The organism is Marinobacter sp., from assembly GCF_041690455.1.
In the GTDB taxonomy this organism is placed as follows: domain Bacteria; phylum Pseudomonadota; class Gammaproteobacteria; order Pseudomonadales; family Oleiphilaceae; genus Marinobacter.
The window spans coordinates 1-14874 of the sequence record NZ_JAWLHI010000003.1 but is presented as its reverse complement, the minus strand read 5'-3'; the positions used below and the strand labels follow the sequence as shown (position 1 = coordinate 14874).

The window sequence follows — 14874 nt, the reverse complement described above, 5'->3', positions numbered from 1 at the left end:
TTTCTACCCTATCAGTTCTGATCCAAAGCAAACTCAACAGTCATGCTATCACCCAAAACTGCGGGATTCGTAACCGGGATGGCTTGTTGAGTAACATTGCCAATAACCTCGCCAATCATATCTGCAAATGCGGCTGAGGTATTTGAGCCCTCCGGACACACCTCGTTAGCTGGTGCTGCTGGTGCTACAAATGTGCCATGGTTCGCGTTCACGCAAGGATTTTGCCCAAAGTAGAACGATGCGGCATTTGCTGGGCTACCCACTGGAACAGGGTTGCTGGCTGAGATCAGGTTAGTACCTGTCCCGTCATTAAGTACTCCGCCGCCTGCACCGATGTCGATCAGCGCCATCAGGGGCTCAGTGCCCGCCAACGGAGCGGAGAGGGCCTGATCCAGAGGTGCAACGTTAGCCTCATTGGGAACCGTTAAGTCACCGACCACTTCTGACACCAAAATGCCTGTGCCATTGGCGGTTGCGAATGCGCCCAAGTTCTTGCCGTGGTTGACCGGGTCAACATTGTCGATAGTGGACTGAAGTACATACAGGAATGCCTCAAGTGTCGAGGTTCCCTGGGATACTCCAGCAGCAGCTAAGCCACCGAGCACTGGCGGTGCAAGGGATGGGGAGTTCTCAACCAGCTTGGTGAGCTGGCCACCAGTGTTCATCAGAGAAATGGAGGCTAACTCTGGGTAAAACAGAGTCCCCGTAGCTGAGTTCGTTCCCCGGAGCGTCGGATTTTCCAGCATCGACGCAAACACTGATCCAGTGATACCCCCAAGGGAGTGGCCCACAAAGTGAACATTCTTGGTTTGAAGCTGGTTTTGGCCGTAATCTGTGTTGCTGCCATCGATGTCGAGTGAACCGTTCGCAATGGTTGCTGACAGATTCAGCAAATCCATAACACCCTGTCTCAGGTTGTCTCTGGTTGTCTGCATGCTTGTCAGGTTTATAAACAGGCTGCCTGAGCGCACATCAGTGATAGCACTCTCTTGTTGCGGACTGAAGGCACCCTCTGGAGTGCTGTAATAGAAGTGGCGCTCCCCGACATAATCTGCATCCGGGAAATCAGCCGGGTCGATATACTGATCTGCGGGAGTCAGTCCTGGAACGGTGCCGACAGTGGATCCACCGAGTCCGTGGAGCGGCTGGTCAATGGCAATTGTCGCAATGCACTTGCCTTGACTTATGGACTGCGCGGTTAGGTTAATGGCTGGGATCGTTGCAACACTCCGATCAACCGTTATGCCATGCTGGAAAATCACCACGTCTGTGATGCCTGACCCGGTTGCGGAGCTACAGTCCAGAGCGCCTCCCGTTGCAGCAGAGACTGCAGCTACGTTGGGATAATAGATGGTAACTGGTACTGCTACTTTCGCATTCTCCTCAGGGAACGGCATGTATTGAGTCAGGTTGAAGGTTCCATCGCTATCTCGGGGGAAGCTAAAGTTGGAGAGAGATGGGTAAGTCTCTTTAAAGGCATCAATTGTAGCGTTTAAGCCGGCTTCCGCTTGGGTATCGCCACGCCACATTCCAGTAATAAGTGGCGTTCCATCTGTGCCGGGCAACTTTTGGTAATAGGGAAGCTCAATCGCGCCCTCTGAAACGTTGACTAGCTGTGCAGCTCCAATCAGCGCGTCGTTACCGGAGTTTGAAATAGCTGTCAAAGAAGCGGAAGACTGGATGGTGGAGTCATATACAGCGGTTGTTCTAGGCTTGGGGAATGGCAGGTCGGGAACGATGGACCCTACTACCTGCGGACCTAATGTTTCATCCTGACTGTATGGAGCGACCGCTGCTCCGACTTTTTGAGCCAACTCGGTGTTGGTCGGACTGGCGCTAAGTGCGTCTGCCAGGGCTGCAAACACTGTCGACGCTGTCGCATCTTCCGGCAGGTTGTCTTTCACAACTTGCAAAGCAGAGTAGAGAACGACTTGCTGGCCAAGTGTTTCGAGGTAAGTACCGGGAGCGGTAATCGCGTTGAATACCGTTTTGGTATTTGACGTCGTCATGGTGTAAGCAAGTGTTACATCCTGCTCAATGCCGTTTGCCCCTAACCAGGCATCAGACAAATTAATCGCCGCGTTCAAAACGTCGCGAATAGACTGGAAGCCCGGGTTACCCAGAGGCCCATCTCCGGCGATCTGGCTATACGGAACAGACTGTTCGGTTGGGCGACCATCTGCACCTTTTACCCCGTCTGTCACTAGCACCAGATATTTGGTCTGGTCTGCCAGCGGCTCAAGCGGAGTGATTCGAATGACGTTGTCCGATCCACCGTCAAGTGAAACAACTTCGGCGCGGATTCTTTGAGCGCCAAGCTTTTCGAGGTCAAAAGGTTGTTCTGTGTCGATGTAAGAGGGATTTGCGGTCAGCTCAATGTTTGGAGTGGCTGCAGACACCGGTTTCATGTTGAGCGGAACCAGATGAACTGTCTGGTTTGCAATGACGGTCTCTGGGTCGACTGAGCCATTCATGCGAATGTCGATTTGGCCTGAAGTCGAGTAGCCTGCCAAATCGCTTACAGACGCAGAAGCAGGGTCAGTGCCCGTAGAAAACCCGGTAAAATCGTAGTTAGTGCTCTGGCCCGCACCCAGCAAAAGAACAAGGTCAAAGTTTGCCGGAATGTCGAAGGTGGGAGATGTCAGTACGGGATCAAAAATGGGCCTGACAAGGGTGTTGTCGATTGTGGTATCAGTAATCTGATAATCCGGATTAGCATTCGCCCCCTCGTCACCGCTGCTCCAGCAGCCTGTAAGTCCAACGGAAGACGCCACGGCAAGACTTATTAGAGTTTTCTTGAACATGGGTGGAACCTTTTCCTGTTGTTGTGTCGTTATGTTCTTCTGAAATTTTGGTCAGCGCTTTGAGCCAATTTCGTATCTCTGACTATAGCGACAGTCTGGCAAGTGTTGATCAGCCAAAAGTGTGATTCTGGCCTTTCGGGTCATCCTCGCACGGATGGAGTCCGGCCTTTCTGAAAAATAGTTGGCAATGAACGCTTTGTCGAGCCTCCTCAATGGCTTTTGCGAGTCAGTCGAAGGAGGAAAAATCGGGCTGGCGTTTTTCCATGAATGCGCGGAATGCCTCGGCGGCTTCCGGCGATTTCAGGCGTTCGCTGAACAGCTGCCCTTCCGTCAGCATGGTATCTGTCAGATCCTCCATAACCGGCCGGTTGAGCAGCTGTTTGGTGGCGCGAATAGCGGCGGGTGCCTGGGCGGCCAGCTGGTGGCATAGGTCTCGGGCATTGTCTTCCGTCTCGGTGGGATCGCAGACGCGGTTGATGACGCCCATCTCAAGGGCGTCGTCCGCGGTGAAGGCGTTGCCGAGCATTAGCAGTTCGGCGGCGCGTACCCGGCCGAGCCAGGCGGGTAAAAGCAGGCTGGAGCCGCCTTCCGGGCACAGGCCCAGGTTGGCGAAGGGCATCTGGAAGCGGGTGTTGGTGCCGGCGACCACGAGATCGCAGTGCAATAGCATGGTGGTGCCGATGCCCACGGCCGGGCCATTGACCGCGGCCACCACCGGTTTGGTGGCGGTTGCCAGTAATAAAAGGAAGCGGCCGACCGGGGTTTCCCGGAATTCGCCGGGGAGGCCCTGGGCGAATTCGCTCAGGTCGTTGCCGGCGGTGAAGCACTCTTCGGTGCCGGTTAACAGGGTACAGCGGATGTCGCTGTCGGATTCTGCCTGTTCCAGGGCGTCGCCCATGGCGGTGTACATATCGTGGGTGAGGGCATTTTTCCGGTCAGGACGGTTGAGGCGAACGGTGAGGATTCGGTCTGTTTTCTCGGTGAGGATGAGGTCGGTCACGGTATCTCCTGCGAACGTGTTATTATTTTCCGGGGATTGCACCCCTGATCGATAGTTTTTGTTACCTCCTTTTATAGCGCCTTCGCCTTGCGTCGCATCACTCGTTCGAACGATTTTCTGGTAAACTCTCGCCTCCCGATTTTTCGATGACACGATATTACGAAACAAGCTGATGAGGCGCCTATGACCACCGTAATCCGCCAGGACGACCTGATTGAGAGTGTAGCGGACGCGCTGCAATTCATTTCCTACTACCATCCCAAGGATTTTATCCAGGGCGTGTATGAGGCCTACCAGAAGGAAGAGTCCCAGGCGGCGAAGGATGCCATGGCCCAGATCCTGATCAACTCCCGGATGTGTGCCCAGGGCCACCGTCCGATCTGTCAGGACACCGGCATTGTTACCGTTTTCGTGAACATCGGCATGAACGTGCAGTGGGACTGCGAAATGCCCCTGGATGATGTGATCAACGAAGGCGTTCGTCGCGCCTTTACCCACCCGGACAACGTGCTGCGCGCTTCCGTGCTGGCGGATCCGGATGGCAAGCGCCAGAACACCAAGGACAACACCCCGGCCATCATCCACTACAAGATGGTTCCGGGCGATACCGTTGAGGTTCACGTGGCTGCCAAGGGTGGCGGTTCCGAGGCCAAGTCCAAGTTCGCCATGCTCAACCCGTCCGATTCCGTGGTGGACTGGGTTCTGAAGATGGTTCCGCAGATGGGTGCCGGCTGGTGTCCGCCGGGCATGCTGGGTATCGGCATCGGTGGTACCGCCGAGAAGGCGATGGAACTGGCCAAGGAAGCCCTGCTGGATCCGATCGATATTCATGATTTGCAGGCCCGTGGTGCTTCCAACCGCTCCGAAGAGCTGCGCCTGGAACTGTTCGAGAAGGTCAACGAGCTCGGCATCGGTGCCCAGGGCCTTGGCGGCCTGACCACGGTTCTGGATGTGAAGGTGAAGGATTACCCGACCCACGCCGCCAACAAGCCGGTAGCGATCATCCCGAACTGTGCGGCCACCCGCCACGCGCACTTCACCCTGGACGGCACGGGTCCGTCCCTGCAGACCCCGCCGAGCCTGGATGACTGGCCCGAGATTACCTGGGAAGTGGGGGAGAACGTTCGCCGGGTGAACCTGGATACCGTGACGCCGGAAGAAGTCAAAGAGTGGCAGCCGGGTGAGACCGTTCTGCTGTCCGGCAAGATGCTGACCGGCCGTGATGCTGCCCACAAGAAGATGGTGGACATGATCGAAGCCGGTGAAGAGCTGCCGGTGGATCTGAAAGGCCGCTTCATCTATTACGTGGGCCCGGTGGATCCGGTACGCGAAGAAGTGGTTGGCCCCGCCGGTCCGACTACCGCGACCCGTATGGACAAGTTCACCCACACCATGCTCGAGAAAACCGGCCTCACCGGCATGATCGGTAAAGCCGAGCGCGGCCAGGTAGCCATCGACGCCATCAAAGAATATGGCGCGGTATATCTGATGGCCGTGGGTGGTGCTGCTTACCTGGTGTCCAAGGCGATCAAGGAAGCCAAGGTGGTGGCGTTTGAAGAGCTGGGTATGGAAGCCATCTATGAGTTCGAGGTGGAAGACATGCCGGTGACCGTGGCGGTGGATTCACGGGGTAGCTCCGTGCACCAGACCGGGCCGGTGGAGTGGCATGACAAGATTATTGCTGCCAAGGCGGTTTAAGGGCTGAAATTGGGGTCAGAAGAACTCCGGGGTCTGATGAAAGCTTTCATCTGACCCCTTTTTAGTTTTGGAGTTTGGCTTAAGTTGGGGTCAGAAGAACGAGTTCTTCAGACCCCTGTGCATGACCCCTCAGCTGGAACAGCTGATATTCAAATGCTTCCCCCAATCCGGCGGCAGCGCTGCATATTTCTCAAACTCCGGCTGCTCACCAAACGGCCGCCTGAGCACCTCCAGTAACTCCTCCATCGGCTGATAATCTCCGTTCTGAGCCTCCTGGATCACCTGCTGGGCCAGGTAGTTTCTCAGGATGTACTTCGGGTTCACCCTGCGCATGGCGTATTCCCGCTCGTCGTGGGCGCGGGTTTCTTTTTGCAGGCGTTGTTCGTAGCGCTCAAGCCATTCATCCGCCACGCTGCGGTCCACGAACAGGTCCCGTACCGGGTCGTGGCCCTTGTCGTAGAGGTTGGAGAGGCCGCGGAAGAAGCGGGTGTAGTCCACGTGGTGTTCGTGGAGCATGCTGAAGGTTTCCATGATCAGGCTGAGGTCCGAGTCATCCGGTTCGGCCAGACCAAGCTTGTCGCGCATGTTCTGCAGGAAACGCTCGTTGTAGATCACCTCGTACCGTCTCAGCCCCCGGCGGACGCTGTCCTCGTCCATCACCGGCAACAGGGCATTGGCCAGGTACTGGCAGTTCACAAAGCCGACCTGGGGCTGGCGGTTGTAGGCGTAGCGGCCTTCCTGGTCTGTGTGGTTGCAGATGTAGCCGGCGTCGAAGTCGTCGAGGAAGGCGTAGGGCCCATAGTCGAAGGTATCGCCGATGATGGACATATTGTCGCTGTTCATCACGCCATGGCAGAAGCCCACGGCCTGCCAGTCGGCGATCAGCCGGGCGGTTCGTTCAATCACTTCCTCGAACCAGCGGGTGTGGCGCTCGTCGTCCGGCAGGTCGATCAGGTGCGGGAAGTGCAGGGCGATGACATGTTCGATCAGGGTCTTCACCGCTTCCGGCCCCTCATGATGGGCTGCGAATTCGAAGTGGCCGAAGCGGATATGGCTCTCGGCCACCCGCATCAGCGCGGCGGCGGTTTCGATGGTTTCCCGGCGGATCGGGTCTCTGGCGCTGACCATGAACAGGGCCCGGGTGGTGGGGATGCCGAGAAAGTGCATGGCTTCACTGCACAGGTATTCCCGGATGGTGGAGCGCAATACCGCACGGCCATCGCCGAAGCGGGAGTAGGGTGTGGTGCCTGCGCCCTTGAGGTGCCAGTCCCAGCGCCGGCCGTGGGGGCCGACGGTCTCCCACAGCAGCAGGCCGCGGCCGTCCCCCAGTTCCGGGTTGTACATGCCGAACTGATGGCCGGTGTATTTCATGGCCACCGGGTCCATACCTTCCAGCAGCTCTGTGCCGGCCCCGACACCGGTCCATTCCTCCGCCGAGCTCACATGAAAGCCCATCTGGCGCGCCAGTTCATGGTTAAAGGTGACCATCCTGGCGTTGGTCAGCTGCTTTGGCTGTACCCGGGTGTAAAAACTGTCCGGAAGCTCCAGGTAGCGATGCTCGATCCGGAAACCTGTGTCATTCATACAATGCGTATACTCTCAGTTGGTACAGATTCTGCTGCTTTTAATTCAAACCGATTCAGGAAACCACCGTGTCTGAAAACGAACTCAACCCGACCATTGAGACCCTGATCAGCCAGGAAGGTTTACCTTCCTCATACGGACACACCGTCGAACAGACCATTCTGCCCCTGGCGCACCGGATTCTCGAACTTCGGCAACGGCTGGGGCGGCCGGTGCTTATTGGTATCCATGGAGCCCAGGGGACGGGAAAATCAACCCTGACCCTGTTCCTCAAAGAAATCCTGAGCCGCCACTACGGCACGGCCACAGCCAGCTTCTCCGTTGATGATATCTACCTTACCAGAGCAGAGCGGCAGAGACTTGCCGGACTCGTACATCCGCTGTTCATTACCCGTGGTGTGCCGGGCACCCACGATGTGTCCCTGGGCCAGAAGGTGATCGACCAGCTCCTCGCCGCAAAACCCGGGGACAAGACCCCGATTCCCGCTTTCGACAAGGCCAGGGATGACCGTGCGCCCCGGGACCGTTGGCCGGTATTCGAAGGCCCGGCAGAGGTTATCCTGGTCGAGGGCTGGTGCCTGGGGGCCGCGCCGGAACCTGAAGAAGCGCTGGCCCGGCCGGTCAATACGCTGGAAGCCGAGGAGGACGCCCATGCCACCTGGCGAAGCTATGTGAACGAATGCCTGAAAGACAGCTACCGGGCGTTCTTCGACCGGCTCGATTACCTGGTGATGCTCAAGGCGCCGTCCATGGAGTGCGTGCTGGAATGGCGCACCTTGCAGGAACACAAGCTGGCGGCACGCCATGCCAGCGCACCAGAAGAGGGCGCCAGCGATGAGGGTGCCCCTTCGTTGCGCATCATGTCTGACGAAGAGGTAGCCCGATTCATCATGCACTACCAGCGGGTGACCGAGCATAGCCTCCGGGAAATGCCGGGCCGGGCCGATGTCCTGATTCCGGTCGGTGCGGACCATTCGCTGGCGGCGCCACAGTTCAGGGAGCCTCCGGGCTCCGGTTAGCAAACCCAAACGAGGGAAACCTATGCCCAGGCCACACCTGATTCTGTTTACCGATCTCGATGGTACATTGCTGGACCACGAGGACTATTCCTGGGAGGCTGCCCGGCCTGCTCTGGCCAGGGTACGAGCGGCGGGAATCCCCCTGATCCTCAACTCCAGCAAGACCGCAGCGGAGATCGCGGTACTCCGGAACGAACTGGGCAATGGCGATCCTTATATTGTCGAAAACGGTGCAGCTGTCGTCATTCCTGCCGGTATTTTCGGCAATTCCTCGGAGCAGGTGGTGAATTTTGGCGCATCCCGGGCGGTGGTGTTGTCTGCGCTGGGTCGGTTACGGGCCGCCGGTGCACGCTTTCGGGGCTTCGAGGACATGTCGGCGGAGGAGCTGGCGGATGTCACCGGCCTGGATGTCACCGCAGCGTCACGGGCGATGCAACGCCATGGCACCGAGCCGCTGATCTGGGAAGGTAGCGAGGAGGAATTGCGCCAATTCGAGGCCTCGCTGGCCTCTGACAATCTGCGCCTGGTGCAGGGTGGCCGCTTCTGGCACGCCATGGGGATCTTCGACAAGGCCGATGGGGCCCGTTTCTTGCTGGGTAAATACCAGGAGCGTTATGGCCGCGAGCCGGTACTGGCCATCGCACTGGGTGACAGCCCGAACGACCAGGGCATGCTGGAGGCTTCCGACGTCCCAGTGGTGATCCGGGGCGTCAACAGCGAGAACGTCCAGCTGCCGTCTGACCGCCGGCCCATACGCTCCCTCAGATCCGGCCCCGAGGGCTGGAATGACTGTGTACTCAACCTGCTGCTTGAGTACGGGTATTAAAGAGGAGAGCCGCCATGGGCGACTTTTACCAGAACGGCATAGTCACCACGTTGCATAACCTTGTCCGCCGCCCTGTTGAGGAGATGGAAGCGGAGCTGATGAGCTTCCGAAAGGCCCGGCCGATGTCACTCGTGCTGCCTTCGCTGTATTCGGAGCTGGAGGGCCCAGCGCTGAAAAACATCGTCAGTGAACTGGCGAAGGTGCCTTACCTGGACCAGATCGTGATCGGGCTGGACCGGGCCGATGAGGGACAGTACCGGCATGCCTTAGAGTATTTCTCCGAGTTGCCCCAGGAGTTCAAGGTACTCTGGAACGACGGCCCGCGCTTGCGCGCTCTGGACCTCAAGCTGAGGGAGCAAAACCTGGCGCCCACCGAAATGGGCAAGGGCCGGAACGTCTGGTATTGCTTTGGCTATGTACTGGCTTCCGGTGTCAGTAAGTCCGTGGCTCTGCACGATTGTGACATCCTGACCTATTCCCGGGATCTGGTGGCCCGCCTGATCTACCCGGTGGCCAACCCCGCGTTCAACTATATGTTCTGCAAGGGCTATTACGCCCGGGTGGCGGACTCGAAAATGAATGGCCGGGTCAGCCGCCTGCTGGTCACGCCGCTGATCCGGGCCCTGAAGAAGGTCTGTGGCCCCAGCGATTTCCTGGATTACCTGGACAGCTATCGCTACCCGCTGGCTGGCGAGTTCTCGTTCCGTACCGACGTCATCAATGACCTGCGTATTCCCAGCGACTGGGGCCTGGAAATTGGCGTGCTGTCCGAGATGAAGCGCAACTACGCCACCAACCGGCTGTGCCAGGTGGATATCGCGGATACCTATGATCACAAGCACCAGGAACTGTCCCCGGAAGATGCCAGTCGGGGTCTATCCAAGATGAGCGTGGACATCGCCAAGGCCCTGTTCCGCAAGCTGGCGACCAACGGCGAGATCTTCTCCAACGAAAAATTCCGCACCATCAAGGCAACCTACTTCCGGATTGCCCTGGATTTCGTGGAAACCTACCAGAACGACGCCATCATCAACGGCCTGACCTTCGACCGGCACAAGGAAGAAAAGGCGGTGGAGCTGTTCGCCCAGAACGTGATGCGGGCCGGCGCCTATTTTCTGGATAACCCCATGGACACGCCCTTCATCCCGAGCTGGAACCGTGTCACCAGTGCCATCCCGGACATCAAGGAGCAACTGCTGGAAGCGGTGGAGCTGGATAACGAGGAGTATCGGCCATGAGCCAGCCCCTCAAGGCCAAACTGGTCGGCATGCTGGAGGTGGTGTACCCGGAACTGGACTGCGATTTCCTGACGCAACAGCTGCTGGGCACCATGGACCTCGCCCCGAACCGGGAGCCGCCACCAGCACACCAGAACAACTGGGATGAGTCGGATATTATCCTGATCACCTATGCCGATACCGTCCAGCGTGAGGGTGAGAAGCCGCTGCAGACCCTGCACCGGTTCCTGACGGATTGTTTGGCCGAGACCGTTTCGGCGGTCCACATTCTGCCGTTCTTCCCGTACAGCTCCGACGATGGCTTTTCAGTCATGGACTACCTGGCGGTGAACGAGTCCCATGGCTCCTGGAGCGATGTCGAGCAGATCGCCGGCGACTTCAAACTGATGGCGGACCTGGTGATCAACCACATGTCTGCGCGCAGCCGCTGGTTCGAGAACTTCCGCAAGCGGGTCGATCCTGGCAAGGATTATTTCTTCGAGGGCAACCCGAAGGATGACTTGAGCGCCGTGGTCCGGCCAAGAACCTCGCCATTGCTGACTCCGGTGCAGACCGAGGATGGCGAGCGCTACGTGTGGTGTACCTTCAGTGATGACCAGGTGGATCTGAACTTCGCCAATCCCCGGGTGCTGATCGAGTTTGCCGGCATCATCAAGCGTTACCTGGACCATGGCGTGGTTATGTTCAGACTCGATGCTGTGGCGTTTCTCTGGAAAGAACCCGGCACCCCCTGCATTCACCTGCAGCAGACCCACGAGCTGATCAAGATCCTGCGACTTCTCATCGAGCACCATACGCCGAACGCGGTGGTGATCACGGAAACCAACGTGCCCAATCGTGAGAACCTGACCTATTTCGGGAACGCCAACGAAGCGCACGTGATCTACAACTTCTCCCTGCCGCCTTTGCTCATCAACACCCTGGTAACGGGGAACTGCCGCCATCTCAAAACCTGGCTCATGAGCATGCCGCCAGCGCAGATGGGGACCACCTACCTGAACTTTATCGCCTCCCACGACGGCATCGGCATGAGGCCGACGGACGGGCTGCTGGAGGAAGACGAGAAACAGCGCCTGATCAATACCATGGAGTCGTTCGGAGGCAAGGTATCTTACCGTCGCACCGCCGATGGTCGTGATCAGCCTTATGAGATCAATATTGCCTTGTGGGATGCCCTCAAAGGCACCGCGGAGGGTGGGGCGGACCACCGCCAGCTGCAGCGCTTCCTGTGTGCCCACACCGTCATGTTGGCACTGGAGGGGATTCCGGCCTTCTACATCCACAGCCTTCTGGGCACGGAAAATGATTACGCCAGGGTGGAAAACACCGGCCGGCTGAGATCCATTAACCGGGGCCAGTGGCAGCTGGACAAGCTCGAGGAAGAGCTGGAAAACCCGCTATGCCACCACAGCAAGGTCTACCACGAACTGAAACGCCTGATCGGCATCCGCCGCGGCCAGGCCGCCTTCCATCCCAACGCCACCCAGTTCACCCTCCACCTGGGCCTGCAAATCTTCGGCTTCTGGCGCCAAAGCATGCGCCGCGACCAGTCCGTATTCTGCATCCACAACATCAGCAACGAAGTGCAGCAGGTGGCGCTCAGCGACATTAACCTCATCGGCACCGACCACTGGGTCGACCTGATCTCCGGCATGGCCATCGATGACCTCTCAGGCAGCATCACCCTAAAGCCCTACCAAAGCGTCTGGCTCTCCAACCAAACAGGGGGCAGACACTCAGGGGTCTGATGAACTTGTTCATCTGACCCCAAGTTAGGTCCACCCCAGACTCACCCTTAAAACCGGAGCCAAGCTCAGGGGTCTGATGAAAGCCTTCATCTGACCCCAACTTCACCTCACCCACAACTCGCGTTTAAAGCCGGGGCATGCTCAGGGGTCTGATGAACACTTTCATCTGACCCCAAGTTGGGCCCACCACCAAACTCGCGGTTAAAATCGGGGTCAGAAGAAAGCTTTCTTCAGACCCCATGCTCACTCCGAAACCCGAACCAACTGCTTCCCGAAGTTCTTCCCCTTCAACATCCCCTTGAAGGCCTCCACCGCATTCTCCAGTCCCTCGGCCACCGTCTCCCGATACTTCAACTCCCCACTGGCAACCCGGGACGCCAGAATGTCGGTAATCTCCTGATGCTGGTCCTGCCACTCTGTCACCAGGAAAAACCGATGTTCCGGCACGGGATCCAGGGCTTTGAGCACATGGAATGGCGTTTCCACTTCCGCCATATCTTTGGCGTTGTAAGCAGACACATACCCACAGATCGGCACCCGGGCTCCCGGATTAAGCAAAGGCGCCACCGCGCGGGTCACCGCACCACCCACATTCTCGAAATAGATATCGATACCATCCGGGCAGGCCGCCTTCAGATCCGCCTCCAGGTTGCCAGCCTTATAATCTACACAGGCATCAAACCCCAATTCCTCGACCACAAACCGGCATTTTTCCGGACCACCGGCCACACCAACCACGCGACAACCCTCGGTCTTGGCCGTCTGGCCAACCACGGTTCCAACCGGCCCGGAAGCCGCAGACACCACCACGGTCTCGCCCGGTTGCGGTTTGCCGACATACATCAGGCCACAATAACCGGTGCGCCCCGGCATACCGGCAACACCCAGATAAGCCTGAAGCGGAACACCTTCCTTCTGCTGAACCCGGTAAACCATCGGCGCATCAGCAGGGAAGGTGACGTATTCCTGCCAACCGGAATAGCAGGTGACCAGATCACCCACCTTCAGCTTGTCTGAGCGGGATTCAACGATCTGCGCGACACTCTCGCCAACAATCACCTCATCAATCCCGATCGGATCCATATACCCCTTGGCATCATTCATCCGGGGGCGCATGTACGGATCCAGCGACAGCCAAAGCACCTTGGCAACCACCTCACCATCTCCCGGTGCCCGAACCGGCCGCTCCTCCATGACCAGATCACCGTCCTGAATTTCCCCCTCGGGCCGCTTCTTCAACACGATCGCTCGATTCTTGTATTCGCTCACTTGGGACACCTGCCTATTTAGGTTGCATTACGAAACCAGATTAGAGTGCCGGAGAAAAGGCGGCGGGTCAATGATCCACAGGGTGGGGGCTAATTCGAGGGCGGGATCTAGCTAAGGGATCTTAGCTCAGGGGGCAGTTCAGCCTCAGGGGTCTGATGAAAACCTTCATCTGACCCCAACTTAGGCTACCCTCAAAACTCGCGGGCAAAGTCGGGGTCAGAAGAAGGCTTTCTTCAGACCCCAAGTCCCTGATCAAGGTCATGCCCAGGGCCCAGACAGACTTGCTGGCACTCAGCCGGTTCACCATCCATCTTGTGAATTCCCGGAGTCAAGGAGTCACAAGATTCAAAAATCCGTAAAGATGAATCAGGGTACCGGTGATGACCGTGTTTTTGACCAGGTCAATGGGCATCAGCGTATAAGCGACAGCATCCGCCGGGTAGGCGTACCAAAGCTGGTAATCCCTGCGGATTTGTACCAGGTGGTACCCCGCCTCCGTTTTGTACATTCGGGCTTCAACTTCAACCGATTTGTCGTTGATGCTGGCGGTTACCGGTTGCCATTCCGGGGTTAGTTTCTGGACGGGGAGAATTGCATCCCCGACGTGCTTGAATTCTTGTCTGGAGATGCGCGACTTCCACTCGAGTGCGTAGAAAAAATTATCATCCATTCTGTATTCGAATTCGGTAACGGGGATCCGTGCCGATTCTGAACCTGACAGGTGGATGACCTCTCCTTCCTGAGTTCTTTCACCAATAACGTCAACGGTGTTTGTCATCGTCATAGCGCACCCTGATTGCATCAGCATGAGAGCGGCTAAAAACGAGAGGGCGACGATGCTCGATAGGTAGTGATTCAACAATACGTGGCAGATACAGCCAGGTCCGTGGCTATTCATCATGGTTTCCTTTCCTTTGGGTACCAGTGGCGTGTCAGATTACCCTAAAACTGCTCTGCCATTCCGATTCCAAGTTCACGTCTCCAAGTCCGGCGGGATAAACTCGGGGTCAGAAGAATGCTTTCTTCAGACCCCAAGGCCATGCTCAGGGGTCTGATGAACTCGTTCATCTGACCCCAACTTCAATCCCATCCCCCCAACTCTGGATTTTCTCCCAAACCGCTGGTACCTTCTCCAACTTCGCGGGCTCCCCATCAAGGATCCGATGGCCACTATTACCCGTACCGATTCAACGGACCGAATCAACCCTTCAAGGACTGAAGACATGCCCCAGGCAAGTGGATTGCAGTTCACCGCCCGTGTCGGTGACTTTCCTTCTGATCATTTCGCCGTGGTCGCCTTCGCGCTGACCGAGAGCCTTTCCGAGCTGTTCCAGGGCCGACTGGAGCTGGCCAGTACCGATCCTGACGTCTCCGCCGAATTTATGCTGGAACAACCTGTCGATCTGGTGGTCTGGCAGGACGGCCAACCCCTGCGCCGCTTCACCGGCGTGGTCAACGAATTCGCCCGGGGCGACACCGGCCACCGCCGCACCCGGTACGAGGTGCTGTTCCAGCCCCCGCTTTGGCGTCTCGGCCTGATGCACAACAGCCGCATCTTCCAGGGCCAGAGCTCCGAGAGCATCATTCGCACCCTGCTGGAAGAGCGGGGCATCGTGGATACGATCTTCGATCTGAAACGCGCTCCGGAGGAACGGGAATACTGCGTCCAGCACCGGGAAAGCGACCTG

General features: G+C 57.7%; 11 protein-coding genes. 6 read left to right on the top strand and 5 right to left on the bottom strand.

Annotation, left to right across the window (positions count from 1 at the left end; translation table 11 throughout):
* Positions 1-11: 11 nt before the first annotated feature.
* Both ACESMW_RS00965 and ACESMW_RS00960 read right to left on the bottom strand, forming a co-directional pair.
* A complete protein-coding gene (locus tag ACESMW_RS00965; protein WP_372985227.1) occupies positions 12-2804 on the bottom strand; it encodes an MECDP-synthase in 2793 nt (930 codons plus the stop codon).
* A 226-nt stretch (positions 2805-3030) separates the two neighbouring features.
* Positions 3031-3804 (bottom strand): enoyl-CoA hydratase, encoded by a 774-nt coding sequence (locus ACESMW_RS00960; protein WP_372985226.1) that lies wholly within the window; start codon positions 3802-3804, stop codon positions 3031-3033.
* Between the two features lie 183 nt (positions 3805-3987).
* Between ACESMW_RS00960 and ACESMW_RS00955 the strand changes: the two genes are divergently transcribed.
* Positions 3988-5502: a fumarate hydratase gene (locus tag ACESMW_RS00955; RefSeq protein ID WP_372985225.1), complete on the top strand. Its 1515-nt coding sequence runs from the start codon at positions 3988-3990 to the stop codon at positions 5500-5502.
* 129 nt (positions 5503-5631) lie between these two features.
* Here the strand turns inward: ACESMW_RS00955 and ACESMW_RS00950 are convergent, their stop codons facing one another.
* Complete coding sequence (locus tag ACESMW_RS00950) at positions 5632-7086, bottom strand: protein adenylyltransferase SelO (protein ID WP_372985224.1); 1455 nt, start codon at positions 7084-7086, stop codon at positions 5632-5634.
* A 68-nt stretch (positions 7087-7154) separates the two neighbouring features.
* Between ACESMW_RS00950 and ACESMW_RS00945 the strand changes: the two genes are divergently transcribed.
* Genes ACESMW_RS00945 through ACESMW_RS00930 form a run of 4 tightly spaced genes read left to right on the top strand, consistent with a single transcriptional unit; the run spans position 7155 to position 11917 of the window.
* Complete coding sequence (locus ACESMW_RS00945) at positions 7155-8105, top strand: hypothetical protein (RefSeq protein WP_372985223.1); 951 nt, start codon at positions 7155-7157, stop codon at positions 8103-8105.
* 22 nt (positions 8106-8127) lie between these two features.
* Positions 8128-8931: an HAD-IIB family hydrolase gene (locus ACESMW_RS00940; protein WP_372985222.1), complete on the top strand. Its 804-nt coding sequence runs from the start codon at positions 8128-8130 to the stop codon at positions 8929-8931.
* A 14-nt stretch (positions 8932-8945) separates the two neighbouring features.
* Complete coding sequence (locus ACESMW_RS00935; RefSeq protein ID WP_372985221.1) at positions 8946-10169, top strand: glycosyl transferase; 1224 nt, start codon at positions 8946-8948, stop codon at positions 10167-10169.
* Positions 10166-11917 carry a sugar phosphorylase gene (locus ACESMW_RS00930; RefSeq protein ID WP_372985220.1) on the top strand — a complete coding sequence of 584 codons (1752 nt, stop codon included), beginning with the start codon at positions 10166-10168 and terminating at the stop codon, positions 11915-11917. Before ACESMW_RS00935 ends, ACESMW_RS00930 begins: the two co-directional genes overlap by 4 nt.
* A gap of 243 nt (positions 11918-12160) precedes the next feature.
* Here ACESMW_RS00930 and ACESMW_RS00925 read toward each other — a convergent pair whose 3' ends face one another.
* Together ACESMW_RS00925 and ACESMW_RS00920 are read right to left on the bottom strand one after the other, a co-directional pair.
* On the bottom strand, positions 12161-13186 hold the full coding sequence (locus tag ACESMW_RS00925) for an NADP-dependent oxidoreductase (protein ID WP_372985219.1): 1026 nt from the start codon (positions 13184-13186) through the stop codon (positions 12161-12163).
* A 328-nt stretch (positions 13187-13514) separates the two neighbouring features.
* The gene (locus tag ACESMW_RS00920) at positions 13515-14087 is read right to left on the bottom strand and encodes a hypothetical protein (protein ID WP_372985218.1); all 573 of its coding nucleotides are present in this window, start codon (positions 14085-14087) and stop codon (positions 13515-13517) included.
* Positions 14088-14409: 322 nt separating this feature from the next.
* Between ACESMW_RS00920 and ACESMW_RS00915 the strand changes: the two genes are divergently transcribed.
* On the top strand, positions 14410-14874 hold a 465-nt coding region (locus ACESMW_RS00915), incomplete at its 3' end, for a contractile injection system protein, VgrG/Pvc8 family (protein ID WP_372985217.1).